The following is a 12,128-nucleotide window of genomic DNA, read 5'->3' as shown; positions in this document are numbered from 1 at the left end:
GCCCTCCGCCGCGCCCCCGTCCGCGCCCCCGGCCGGGGCGGCGCCCGCGCGGGCGCTGACGGAGGCCGAGAGCCGCCCGGTGTACGAGCTCGACGCCGATCGGCGGGTGGTGGCGCTCACCATCGACGACGGCCCCGACCCCCGGCACACCCCGACCGTGCTGGCCCTGCTGGAGCAGCACGGCATCCGGGCCACCTTCTTCCTGATCGGCGAGAACGCCGTCGAGCACCCCGATCTGGTCCGGGAGATCGCCGCCCGGGGCCACCACATCGCCAACCACACCTGGACCCATCCCGACCTGCGCCACCTCTCCGAGGCCAAGGTCCGCGAGGAGCTGGAGCGCACCTCCGAGCTGCTGCACCGGACCACCGGGAAGGCGCCCACCTGGTTCCGGGCGCCGGGCGGCGACTGGTCCCCGGCCTCGCTGAAGGTGAGCGCGGAGCTCGGCATGCGCCCCATGGCCTGGTCGGTCGACCCCCGGGACTGGGCCCGCCCGGGGACGGTCGTGATCACCGACCGGATCCTCAAGGACGTCCGCCCCGGCGCGATCGTGCTCAACCACGACGGCGGCGGGGACCGTTCGCAGACGGTGGCGGCACTGAAGGCGTACCTGCCGGTGCTGATCGACTCCGGCTACCACTTCACCGCTCCGCCCGGCTGAGCGGCGTGCGAGCGGACGCGTGGGACCGGAGCCGAAAAGGTCGCGCGAATAGTGGATAAACCACCCGAAAGGATGGATTAGCAGAATCGTTTCCCCAATTTTTGGGCCTCTAGGGTGATATCGCACTATTCCCCCGGTGCCATTGAGTACCGCCCGAAAGGTCCCCGGTCATGCGTCTCCGCAACACCCTGGTCGCCGCCACCAGCGCGATCGCGCTCGTCCTCGCCGTCCCGGTCTCCGCCAACGCCGCCGACGGTGTGTTCCGCTACACGTACCGGGACGGCGGCTCCGAACACCGCGGCCAACTGGTCGACCCCCGGGGCGGGGAGTGCGTCGACGTTCAGGGGACCGCCGGGGCCGAGGTGGCCTACGCGCCCGCCAACCGCACCAACAGGACCGCCGTCACCTTCCTGGCGCTCGGCTGCGTCGGGGATGTCTACCGTGCGCTGGACCCGGGCGACTCGGCCGGCCGGCGGCTCTCCTTCCGCTCGGTGCTGTTCTCCTGAGGCGGCCGATCTCGGCGAAGTGCGGGACAGTTCGGCGATTGGTTGAGACCATTCCGGTGAACCGACACCGGGAGCGTCCGTGCCGAGAAGAATCGCCGGGCTGTCCGCCCGGGCCCGCGCCCTGCTGACCGTCCTCTGCGTCCTGGCCCTGGCCGCGGCCGGCTTCGGCCTCCAGCGGGTGCTCGGCTCCCGGGACGGCGGCGTCGCCCGGCCCGTCCCCGCCGGACCGCGCACCACCGACCGGATCGTCCCGGTGCCGCTCTCCGTCACCCCCGGCGCCGGCCCCGGATACCGGCTCACCGACCGCACCGTGATCCGGACCGCGCCCGGGACGGAGGCGGTGGAACGACAGGCCGGGGAGGTACGGCGGATCGCCGAGCGGCTCGCCGAGGCGCTGCGCCGCCCCACCGGACTGCCCCTCCCGGTGGTGGAACCCGCCGCCGGCGGCGGCATCGCCCTGGCGCTCGACCCCGCGCTCCCCGAGGCCACCGGCACCGAGGGCTACCGGCTGACCGCCGACGCCGACGGGGTGCGGATCACCGCCCGCAGCCCCGAGGGCCTGTTCCGGGGCACCCAGACGCTCCGGCAACTGCTGCCGCCGCGGATCGAGAGCCCGGCCCCGGTGGCCGACGGCCCGGACTGGACGCTCGCCCCGGTCACCGTCGAGGACCGCCCGCGCTACCGCTACCGCGGCGCGATGCTCGACGTCGCCCGGCACTTCTTCACCCCGGCCGAGGTCAAGGGCTTCATCGACCGCCTCGCGCTGTACAAGCTCAACCACCTGCATCTGCACCTGACCGACGACCAGGGCTGGCGGATCGAGGTCCCGGCCCGTCCCGCGCTGACGGCGGTGGGCGCGACCAGCGAGGTCGGCGGCACCCCCGGCGGGTTCTACACCGCGGCCGACTACCAGGAGATCGTCCGCTACGCGCAGGAGCGCTATCTGACCGTCGTCCCGGAGATCGACCTGCCGGGACACAGCAACGCGGCCCTCGCCGCCTACCCCGAGCTGGACTGCACGGGGAGCGCCCGGCCCTGGCCGTACACCGGGACCGAGGTCGGCTTCTCCACCCTCTGCCCGACCGGTGACGCGGTGTTCTCCTTCACCGGGGACGTGCTCACCGAGCTGGCCCGGCTCACCCCGGGGCCCTATCTGCACATCGGCGGCGACGAGGTGAAGCGGGTCGCCCCGGCCGAGTACGCGGAGTTCGTCCGGCGGGTCGGCGAGCAGGTGCGCGTGGCCGGGAAGACCCCCGTCGGCTGGAACCAGACCGCGCCGGGCGGGATCGGGCTGCTGCAGTTCTGGGACGGCCGGGCCGGGCGCGACACCGAACTGCGGGAGGCCACCGAGCGGGGCGCCGAGGTGATCATGTCGCCGTCCGGCCGCAGCTACCTGGACATGAAGTACGAGTCGACCTATCCGCTCGGCCTGGTCTGGGCCGGCACCATCGACGTCAGGACCGCCTACGACTGGGACCCGGACACCCTGCTGCCGCTGAAGGAGGGCTCCGTCATCGGCGTCGAGGCCCCGCTCTGGACCGAGACCCTGGACACCCCCGGCGAGCTCGACCTGATGCTGCTGCCCCGGCTGCCGGCGCTCGCCGAACTGGGCTGGTCGCCCAGGGAGAGCCACGACTGGGGGCGCTTCAAGGACCGCCTCGCCGAGGAGGGCGCCCGCTGGGAGGCCGCCGGCTACGCCTACGAGCGCCGGCCCGAGGTGCCCTGGCCCGCCCGGTAGCAGCCGTCGGCGACCGCCGCGGATGGGGGAACGCGCACGAACGGCGTAGCGTGGCCGGGGGGAGGGGTTCGCGCAGGTCCCGACACGGCGCAGGAGGAACGATGTCCGAACGGGAACCGGACCCGGCGGAGCAGGAGGAGTTCGCGGGTCGCGTATTGCAGGTGCTCAATGACGCCTGCCTGGGATTCATGGCCAGTGTCGGCCACCGGACCGGTCTCTTCGACACCATGGCCGGCCTCGCCCCGTCGACGAGCGAGGACCTCGCCCGCACCGCCGGGCTGGACGAGCGCTACGTCCGCGAGTGGCTGGGCGCGATGGTGGTCGGCGGGTTCGTCGAGTACGAGCCGCAGGGGCGCACCTACCGGCTGCCGCCGGAGCACGCCGCCTCGCTGACCCGGGCGGCCGGGCCGGAGAACCTGGCCGGGATGATGCAGTACCTCGCCCTGTTCGGCGAGGTCGAGGACGGGATCGTCGAGGCGTTCCGCAAGGGCGGCGGGCTGCCCTACTCGGCCTACCCGCGCTTCCAGGAGCTCCAGGCCGAGGAGAGCGCGGCCGGCTACGACCTGGCGCTGGTGGACGCCGTGGTGCCGCTGGTGCCCGGGCTCACCGAGCGGCTGCGGGCCGGGATCGACGCGGTGGACATCGGCACCGGGCAGGGCCACGCCGTCAACGTCCTGGCCGGGGCCTTCCCGGCCAGCCGGTTCACCGGGGTGGACATCTCCGAGCAGGGCATCGGCGCGGCCAAGGCCGAGGCCGCCGTGCACGGCCTGGACAACGCCCGCTTCGTGCTCGCCGACTCGGCCGACCTCACCGGCGGGTACGACCTGGTGACCGCCTTCGACGTGATCCACGACCTGGCCCGCCCCGACCGCACCCTGCGGGCCGTCGCGGGGGTGCTGCGGCCCGAGGGCGTCTTCCTGATGGGCGACATCGCCGCCAGCAGCCTGCTGGAGGAGAACATCGACCATCCGCTCGCCCCGGCGCTGTACACCTTCTCGACCTTCTACTGCATGACGGTCTCGCTCGGCGAGGGCGGCGCCGGGCTGGGCACCGTCTGGGGCGAGCAGACCGCGCGCCGGATGCTCGCCGAGGCCGGCTTCGGCTCGGTGGACGTGTCGCGGATCGAGGGCGATCCGCTCAACCAGTACTACGTGGCGCGGCTGGCCGTCGCGGCGTAGCGCCCGCCCCGGCGGGGACAGGATCCGAGGGCCCGAGCGAAGGAGGGCGTCGATGACCGGCAACGGCTACGCACACCCCGAGGCACTGGTCGGCACCGAGTGGCTCGCCCGGCACCTGGACGACGGCACGCTCCGCGTGGTCGAGGTGGACGAGGACAACGGCGCGTACGAGCGCGGCCACCTGCCCGGCGCGGTCGGCTGGAACTGGGCCACCGATCTGCACAGCCCGGTCGGGCGCGACTACGTGGACCGCGCGGGCGTCGAGCACCTGCTGCGCGCGGCCGGGGTCGAGGAGGACACCACCGTCGTGCTGTACGGCGGCAACAACAACTGGTTCGCCGCCTACGCCTACTGGCTGCTGCGGCTGCGCGGCTTCGGCCCGGTGCGGCTGCTGGACGGCGGGCGCAAGAAATGGGAGCTGGAGGGGCGGGAGCTGACCGAGGAGGTGATGGACCACCAGCACAGCCCGTACCGGCTGACCGGGCCCGAGCACCCGGAGGTGCGGGCGATGCGGGACGAGGTCCTGGCCAAGGCGGAGGTCTTCGCCAAGCCCGGCTCGGACGCGGTGCTGGTGGACGTCCGCTCGCCGGCCGAGTTCCGGGGCGAGGCGCTGGCCCCGGCGCACCTGCCGCAGGAGCAGGCCCAGGTGCCGGGGCACATCCCGGGCGCCGTCAACATTCCCTGGTCGCAGGCGACCAGGGACGACGGGACGTTCCGCTCGGCCGAGGAGCTGCGGGAGCTGTACGGCGGACGGGGCGTCGGGTCGGAGCAGGAGGTGATCGCCTACTGCCGGATCGGGGAGCGCTCGGCGCACACCTGGTTCGCGCTGACCGAGCTGCTCGGCTTCGAGCACGTCAAGAACTACGACGGGTCGTGGACCGAGTACGGCTCGCTGGTCCGGGCGCCGGTGGCGCTGGGCGCCTGACGCGGTGGCAGCGGGCCGTCCGTGGACGGCTCATGACGTCGTGTCACGACCGGGCCGCCCGGCCATTTCGGCCTGTTTCTTCTCATGAACATTTCATCGTTCAGGCGTAGGACCGGGTTCGTTGGGACAAGGATCGATCCGACCCGTTGTCCCAGTGACCCTGTGGAGGACCCCTGTGCGCAAGAGGCTGATCGTCTCTGCCGCTGCCGGCGCGCTCGCCCTGCTCCTGTCCGTCCCCGCCTCCGCCGCCCAGGCCGGCCCGGGCGCGGCGGGGATCGGCGATCCCTACTACCCGAACGCCGGCAACGGCGGCTACGACGTCTCGCACTACGACATCCGGCTCAAATACACGCCCACCACCGACGAGCTGGAGGGCACCACCACCGTCCTGGCCACCGCCACCCAGGACCTCACCCGCTTCAACCTCGACTTCGTGCTCAGCGTGAAGGAGGTGCTGGTCAACGGCCGGGCCGCCAAGTTCACCACCAGCGGCGAGCAGGAGCTGGTGATCACCCCGTCCCGCACCGTCGCCAAGGGCAGCCCGCTCACCGTGGTCGTCCGCTACGCCGACAAGCCGGGCGAGGTCGAGCGCGGCGGGTACTCCGCCTGGCTGCGCACCCCCGACGGCGGGGTGGCCGCCAACGAGCCCGAGGGCGCCGCCTGGTGGTTCCCGGCCAACGACCACCCGACCGACAAGGCCACCTTCGACGTCTCGGTGCTGGTGCCGGAGGGCACCCAGGTGGTCAGCAACGGCACCCAGACCACCAGCTCCCGGCCCGGCTGGACCCGCTACAACTACCGGCAGACCAAGCCGCAGGCCACCTATCTGGCCACGCTGGCGATCGGGAAGTTCGACATCCGCAAGGACACCACCGAGGGCGGACTGCCGGTCATCACCGCCTACAGCCCGGACCTCGGCGTCAACCTCGGCGCGGCGCAGGCCAGCGTCGAGCGGACCGGCGAGCTGACCGACTGGCTGAGCACGGTGTTCGGCCCGTACCCGTTCGAGACCGTGGGCGGCTACGTGCCCAATGTGCCGACCGGGTACGCGCTGGAGACCCAGGGACAGGTCTTCTACAGCCCCGCGCAGTTCGCGCGCGGCGCCAACACCTCCGTCGTCGCGCACGAGCTGGCCCACCAGTGGTACGGCGACAGCGTCTCGGTGCAGCGCTGGAGCGACATCTGGCTCAACGAGGGCTTCGCCCGGTACGCGCAGTGGCTCTGGTCGGAGCACGAGAACGAGGGCACCGCGCAGGAGCTGGCCGACTACGTCTACGGCTACTACCCGGCCGACAACGCGTTCTGGTCCGTGCGGCCGGGCGACCCGGGCCCGGACCACCAGTTCGCCGGCGCCGTCTACGACCGCGGCGCGATCGCCATCCAGGCGCTGCGCAACACGGTCGGGGACGACAAGTTCTTCGCGATCCTGAAGGGGTGGCCGACCGAGCGCAAGTACGGGAACGCCACCATCCCGCAGTTCCAGGCCTACGCGGAGAAGATCTCCGGCAAGCCGCTGGGCGCGCTCTTCAACACCTGGCTGTTCACGGCCGGCAAGCCGGCGGTGGGCTCGGCCGGCGCGCCGGTCGGCTCGGCGCTGGCGGCGGCGCCCGGGGTCGCGGGCCTCGCTCCGGGGGCGTCGGCGGCGGCTCCGGCGCAGCCCAAGTCCTGGCAGAAGATCCAGGACACCAACGCGGTGCACGAGCACCAGGGCTGACGCTCCTTCACCCGTGTGCGGAGCGGGTGTTGCCGGGGCCCGGTCGGCCGCCCACGTGGGCGGCCGACCGGGCCTCCGGGTTCTCAGGGGCGCAGCGTGCGCTCCTCGGTCAGGACCAGGTCCTCGATGCCGCGCAGGAAACGCTCCATCGCGGGCCGGGGGAGCACCGCGGGGTCGGCCGTCATGGCGAGTTGCAGCGCGGTCGGGGTGCGCAGCGCGTCCAGGGCGTAGGTGAGCCCGGGGCGCGGGTCGAACTCGACCGGCCAGTCCAGGGTGGTGCCCCCGTCGGCCCCGGCGCCGGCGACGGCCGGGTCCGGGGCGGTGAGGCCGCCGGGGAGCAGGTCGCGGGTGTCGTTGAAGACGCAGGAGCGGTCGGCGAGCGGCACCCGGTCGGCGGTGAGGCGCTCGACCTCGGCGTCCAGCAGGCGCCGGTCGTAGTAGGCGTGCCGGTAGGCGGCGATCGACGCGGCGTGGGTGCGGCGCACGGCCGCGCCGAACTCGCCGTCGGCGTCCTGGAGATGGAGCAGGGCATCGCCGGCGATCACGCTCACCGCGTCGGTGAGGCCGGACAGGAAGCGGTTGTTGACCACCACCTGGAGCACCGCGTCCGGGCGGCCGGCCAGCCGGGCCGTCATGGCGGCGGTGGCCGCCAGCAGGACGGCGGAGGAGCCGGCCCGGTGGGCGGCGGCCACCGTGTCGACCGCGCGGAGCAGTGCGGGCGAGCTGAGCACGGCGTTCGGGAACCGGGCGGCGGGGTCGGCCGCCGGGGCGGGCGGGAACAGCCGGGCCGGGGCGGCGCGCAGCTTGCGCAGGGTGTGCGCGCGGGCGTTGGCATCGCGTTTGCGGCCGCGCTCCGAGGTCTGGAACGCGGCCTCCTCCAGGGGCTGCTGGGTGGTCCGGCCGGCTCGGACCGCGGCCGGGTCGGCGCCCAGGGCGAGTGCGGTGAGGTCGCGGACCAGCAGGCCCATCCCGGTGCCGTCCACGGCGGTGTGGGAGAGCACCAGGGAGATGTGCCGCACCAGGCCGTCGGCCACGACCAGGCCGACCCGGACCGGCCACTCGGTGCCGCAGTCGAAGGCACGGTCCGTCAGTTCCCGGTGCAGCGCGGCTCCGGCGGCGGTGAGCCCGGCCCGGTCGGTGCCGGCGGGGAGGTCCCGGACCAGGGCGGGCAGGGTGCCCGCCGGGTCGACGGTCTGGCGCAGTCCGGTGCCGTCCGGTTCGGGGAGCAGTCGGGTGTGCAGGGAGTCGTGCAGGTGCAGCAGGTGCCCGAGGGCGTCCAGGACCACCGGGAGCGGCAGGCCGGGGTCGAGCGGGGTGGCGGTGCCGATGTTGTAGCGGGGGCGGTCGGCGGGGGCCAGGCGGTTGACGACGTCCCAGATGGCTCGCTGGCCCCAGGTGGCGGGGCCGCTGCCGGAGCGGCCGTCGGCGAAGGGTATCTCCAGTTGTCGACTCGTGGTCACCGTGGGGGTTCTCCGATGCGCTGGTGCGGATGCGGGGCGGTGGTGCGGGCGGGTGCGGTGGGAGCCGTCCCGGAGAGTCTGCGGTACGGCCGCGAAATCGCGCCAGATGAAGGTCAATTCCGGTAAGGATCTTCGGAACCGGGGCTACCGGTCGGTACTCCCGGGGTCGGCGTGGCAGCATCTGACTTGTGAGGCGTGACATTGCACATGTCATGTGCGATTCGTGCGATGCCTGCCTCGCGAACGAACCCACCCTCCGTTCGTACGAAGGAGAAGTACCGAGATGAAGCGATTCGCCGCGCTCCTCGCCACTGGCGCCGCGCTCTCCGCGCTGGCCGTCACCGGGGCCACCCAGGCCTCCGCGCAGACCACCGGCGGCCCCTCCGGCCCCACCACCAAGAACTGCGTCGACGGTTACCCGGGCATCGTCAACCTGCAGCTCTGCGCCTCGGTGACCGGCAACCAGGTCGTGTTCTCCGGCTACGCGACCCCCGCCAGCGTTGCCTGGAACCCGCAGAAGGTGTCCTTCAACCTGACCGCCGGCGTCGTCGGCGGCGCCCTGATCGGGAGCGACTCGCCCTACGTGCTCATCACCGCCGGCGGCATCCCGGTCGGCAACGTCTCCGGCACCGCGCCGTGCGGCTCCAGCGTCCAGGGCACGTTCAACGTGACCCAGTGGGGCTGGCCGCCGTCGACCGCCACCATCACCGTGCCGGTCACCTGCTGATGAAGCACTGACCGGGGCCGGTCCCGCGGATCCTTCCGGGGCCGCGGCGAAGTCGGCGGGACCGGCCCCGGTCCCCGGCACCTCGTGCCGCAGCGGTGCGGCCGGTGCGGCGGCGCAACCAGGGTCTGGCGTAACCAGGGTCCGGTGGACCCAGGGTTCGCCGGACCCGGGTGGAGCAGGGCCCTGGGTGGCGCGCGGCGGCGGGACCAGAGTGGTTCCCGTCAGGCCGTCGGAGCCAACGAACCGCACCGGAGCAGAACATGAGCCACCCCACGTACCCCGCCCTCGCCACCCGCACCGCCGTCGTCACCGGAGCCGCCAGCGGCATGGGTGAGGCCACCGCCCGGCTGCTCGCCGCCGGCGGGGCCCGGGTCGCCCTGCTGGCCCGCCGCGCCGAGCGGCTGGACGCCCTCGCCGCCGCGATCACCGCCGACGGCGGCCGGGCCCTCGCCGTCACCGCCGACGTCACCGACCAGTCCTCGGTGGACGCCGCCGTCCGGACCGTGCACGACACCTGGGGCCCGGTCGACCTGGTGGTCAACAACGCCGGGGTGATGCTGCCCAATCCGCTCGCGGACGGGCGGATCGACGAGTGGACCCGGATGATCGACACCAATCTGACCGGCGCGCTGCGGATCGTCCGCGCCTTCTCCGCCGACCTCGTCGCGGCCGCCGCCGAGGGCCGCGCCGCCGACCTGGTCAACGTCTCCTCCATCGCCTCCCACGTCCTGTTCCCCGACTACGCCGTCTACGGGGCCACCAAGGCGGCGCTCACCCAGCTGTCCGCCGCGCTGCGCACCGAACTCGGCCCCCGGGACGTGCGGGTCGCCGCGATCGAGCCCGGGCTCACCGACACCGAACTCGGCGGGCACATCGACAACCCGGTGCTGCGCGAGCAGCTCGACGGGATGTTCGACGCGATGCCCGCGCTGACCGCCCAGGACATCGCCGAGCTGATCGCCTTCACCGTCACCCGCCCGCGCCATGTGAACCTCCGTCACCTGGTCGCCCTGCCGACCCGGCAGGCCTGAGCGTCAAGGCGGGGCGCGCGGTGCCACGCGATCGGGTGGCGGATACCTCCCATCCGGGTGATACCGGTTCCGTCGGGCCGTTCGTGCGCCAAGAGTGGTGCGCCATGACCACTGAAGACTTGGATGTTCCCCGCCCCGGCACGACCGACGTCGTGCCAGGACCGGCGCGGCGGTCGGTCGTCACGGTGACCGGAGTGTCCGTGCTCGCCGCCGGCCTCACCGCGGCCGCCGCCGTCCCCGCCGCGGCGCTCGCCCCCACCGCCCCGCCGATCGTGCCGCCCGCGGCCGACCCGCCCGTCGTCGCGCCGCCCGCCGCCGTGCCGCCGGGCACCGACGAGCGCGCTTTCACGACGGTCGCCCGCGCCATCGCGGTCTACGACGACCACGACCGGCCGCTCGTCCCGGCCTATCTGAAGATCGTCCGGGACGGCCTGCCGCCGGCGCGGGCCCGGGCGACCAAGCGGGTCCTGGTCGTCGGGGCCGGACCGGCCGGACTGCTCGCCGCCGACCTGCTCAACCGGGCGGGCCACGACGTCGTCGTGATCGAGGCCAACGGCAACCGCGTCGGCGGCCGGATCAAGACCTTCCGCAAGGGCGGCCACGAGAACGGCGCCCAGCCCTTCGCCGACCCGCTGCAGTACGCCGAGGCCGGGGCGATGCGGCTGCCCGAGAGCCACCCGCTGGTGATGGCGCTGCTCGACAAGTACCGGCTGCCGCGGCAGGAGTTCCTGCTGGTCGACGTCGATCCGCAGAACCCCTCGCAGCGGACCAACCGCACCTGGATCCACGTCAACGGGCTGCACGTCCGGCGGGCCGACTACGAGCGGGACCCCTCGGCCGTCAACGAGTCCTTCGGCGTCACCGGCCCCAACCGCGCCAGGACCGCCGCCGTGATCTACGCCGAGGCGCTGGAGAGCGCGCTGACGCTTGTCCGGGGCAAGGAGGGCCCGGCCCTGGTGGAGGGCTGGGCCACCGTGCTGCGGCGGTACGGCCACTGGTCGATGTACCGGTACCTCACCGAGCAGGGCGGGCTGGACACCAGGACGATCGACCTGATCGGCACCGTCCAGAACGTGACCTCGCGGCTGCACCTCTCCTTCGTGCACAGCTTCCTGTCCGCCGCGCTGATCGACCCGAAGACGAAGTTCTGGGAGATCAAGGGCGGTACGGCGAAGCTCGTCGACGCCCTGTACGCGCCGGTGAAGGGGAAGGTGCGCTTCGACCGGCGCGCGGTGCGGATCGACCGGCACGGCGGCAAGGTCCGGGTGCACACCGTTTCCGAAGCCTGTCAGAGCGGTCAGGGCGGTGCGACGGAGGTCTTCGAGGGGGACGAGGCGATCGTCACCGTCCCCTTCGCCGGGCTGCGGCACGTCACCTTCGACCCGCCGCTGGGCTACGGCAAGCGGCGGGCGGTCACCGAACTGCACTACGACGCCGCGACCAAGGTGCTGCTGGAGTTCTCCCGCCGCTGGTGGGAGTTCACCGAGGAGGAGTGGCGGGCGGCGCTGGACTCGGTGGAGCCCGGCCTCTACGAGAAGTACCGGCAGGGCAAGGTCCCCGACGGCCGGTACCTCGGGGCCCACGACTCGGTGAAGGCGCTCGGGGTGAGCGTCCCCGGCGAGCTGCGGGAGTGCTTCGCGGCCTTCCGCCCGGTCGGCGGCGACCCGCCGGCCGCCCATGTGCGCGGCGGCGGCGCGGTGACCGACAGCGCCAACCGGTTCGTCTACTTCGAGCACGCCCACCCGCTGGAGGGCAGCGCCGGAGGCGTGGTGCTGGCCTCCTACAGCTGGGCGGACGACGCGCTGAAGTGGGACGCCTACGCCGACGAGGAGCGGTACCTGCGGGCGCTGGCCGGGGTGCAGGCCGTTTTCGGCCGCCGCTGCGAGGTCTTCTTCACTACGAAGGCCAGGACGCAGTCGTGGATGCGTGACCACTACGCCTATGGGGAGGCCTCGGTGCTGCTGCCGGGTCAGCACACCGAGCTCTTCCCCGACATCCCCGGCTCCGAGGGGCCGCTGCACTTCGCGGGGGACCACACCTCGACCAAGCCGGCCTGGGTCGAGGGCGCGCTGGAGTCGGCGGTCCGGAGTGCGCTGCTGGTGCACACGGGCTGAGCCGGTCAGGGCGATCCCCGCGCGCCGCGGGGATCGCTCGGGTGCTGGGTGGCGGGTGTTGGGCGTCGGGGGGC

The 12,128-nt window shown here is 73.4% G+C and carries 10 protein-coding genes; 9 read left to right on the top strand and 1 reads right to left on the bottom strand.

Features of this window, described 5'->3' with window-relative positions; translation table 11 throughout:
* The 6 genes from VR45_RS32505 to VR45_RS32480 all read left to right on the top strand — a co-directional run.
* Nucleotides 1-661 (top strand): polysaccharide deacetylase family protein (locus VR45_RS32505; RefSeq protein ID WP_159394431.1); only part of this gene is annotated, 661 nt, incomplete at its 5' end.
* Nucleotides 662-831: 170 nt separating this feature from the next.
* A complete protein-coding gene (locus tag VR45_RS32500) occupies nucleotides 832-1,167 on the top strand; it encodes a hypothetical protein (protein WP_045943474.1) in 336 nt (111 codons plus the stop codon).
* Nucleotides 1,168-1,246: 79 nt separating this feature from the next.
* Entirely contained in the window at nucleotides 1,247-2,905 is a 1,659-nt protein-coding gene (locus VR45_RS32495) for a beta-N-acetylhexosaminidase (RefSeq protein ID WP_052709545.1), read from the top strand.
* 101 nt (nucleotides 2,906-3,006) lie between these two features.
* Nucleotides 3,007-4,083, top strand: a complete 1,077-nt coding sequence (locus tag VR45_RS32490; RefSeq protein WP_045943473.1) for a class I SAM-dependent methyltransferase — start codon at nucleotides 3,007-3,009, stop codon at nucleotides 4,081-4,083.
* 52 nt (nucleotides 4,084-4,135) lie between these two features.
* Nucleotides 4,136-5,008 carry a sulfurtransferase gene (locus VR45_RS32485; protein ID WP_045943472.1) on the top strand — a complete coding sequence of 291 codons (873 nt, stop codon included), beginning with the start codon at nucleotides 4,136-4,138 and terminating at the stop codon, nucleotides 5,006-5,008.
* 175 nt (nucleotides 5,009-5,183) lie between these two features.
* Nucleotides 5,184-6,722, top strand: a complete 1,539-nt coding sequence (locus VR45_RS32480) for a M1 family metallopeptidase (RefSeq protein WP_045943471.1) — start codon at nucleotides 5,184-5,186, stop codon at nucleotides 6,720-6,722.
* 83 nt (nucleotides 6,723-6,805) lie between these two features.
* Here VR45_RS32480 and VR45_RS32475 read toward each other — a convergent pair whose 3' ends face one another.
* Complete coding sequence (locus VR45_RS32475; RefSeq protein WP_045943470.1) at nucleotides 6,806-8,182, bottom strand: condensation domain-containing protein; 1,377 nt, start codon at nucleotides 8,180-8,182, stop codon at nucleotides 6,806-6,808.
* A gap of 283 nt (nucleotides 8,183-8,465) precedes the next feature.
* Here VR45_RS32475 and VR45_RS32470 point away from each other — a divergent pair, with 283 nt between their 5' ends.
* From VR45_RS32470 to VR45_RS32460, 3 genes are all read left to right on the top strand, one after another.
* Nucleotides 8,466-8,909 (top strand): hypothetical protein, encoded by a 444-nt coding sequence (locus VR45_RS32470; protein WP_045943469.1) that lies wholly within the window; start codon nucleotides 8,466-8,468, stop codon nucleotides 8,907-8,909.
* 260 nt (nucleotides 8,910-9,169) lie between these two features.
* The gene (locus tag VR45_RS32465) at nucleotides 9,170-9,940 is read left to right on the top strand and encodes an SDR family oxidoreductase (protein ID WP_045943468.1); all 771 of its coding nucleotides are present in this window, start codon (nucleotides 9,170-9,172) and stop codon (nucleotides 9,938-9,940) included.
* Nucleotides 9,941-10,044: 104 nt separating this feature from the next.
* Nucleotides 10,045-12,054: an FAD-dependent oxidoreductase gene (locus tag VR45_RS32460; RefSeq protein ID WP_078897043.1), complete on the top strand. Its 2,010-nt coding sequence runs from the start codon at nucleotides 10,045-10,047 to the stop codon at nucleotides 12,052-12,054.
* Nucleotides 12,055-12,128 lie beyond the last annotated feature (74 nt).

The sequence above is a fragment of the Streptomyces sp. NRRL S-495 genome (genome assembly GCF_000966955.1).
GTDB classification, from domain to species: Bacteria; Actinomycetota; Actinomycetes; order Streptomycetales; family Streptomycetaceae; genus Kitasatospora; species Kitasatospora purpeofusca.
The sequence above is the reverse complement of the archived record's forward strand: the minus strand, read 5'-3'. Positions and strand labels throughout refer to the sequence as shown.

Excerpts from the sequence above, each read along its gene's own strand:
- VR45_RS32460 (WP_078897043.1), top strand. The coding sequence starts at position 10,045 with ATGACCACTGAAGACTTGGATGTTCCCCGCCCCGGCACGACCGACGTC.
- VR45_RS32485 (WP_045943472.1), top strand. The coding sequence starts at position 4,136 with ATGACCGGCAACGGCTACGCACACCCCGAGGCACTGGTCGGCACCGAG.
- VR45_RS32465 (WP_045943468.1), top strand. The coding sequence starts at position 9,170 with ATGAGCCACCCCACGTACCCCGCCCTCGCCACCCGCACCGCCGTCGTC.
- VR45_RS32490 (WP_045943473.1), top strand. The coding sequence starts at position 3,007 with ATGTCCGAACGGGAACCGGACCCGGCGGAGCAGGAGGAGTTCGCGGGT.
- VR45_RS32500 (WP_045943474.1), top strand. The coding sequence starts at position 832 with ATGCGTCTCCGCAACACCCTGGTCGCCGCCACCAGCGCGATCGCGCTC.
- VR45_RS32470 (WP_045943469.1), top strand. The coding sequence starts at position 8,466 with ATGAAGCGATTCGCCGCGCTCCTCGCCACTGGCGCCGCGCTCTCCGCG.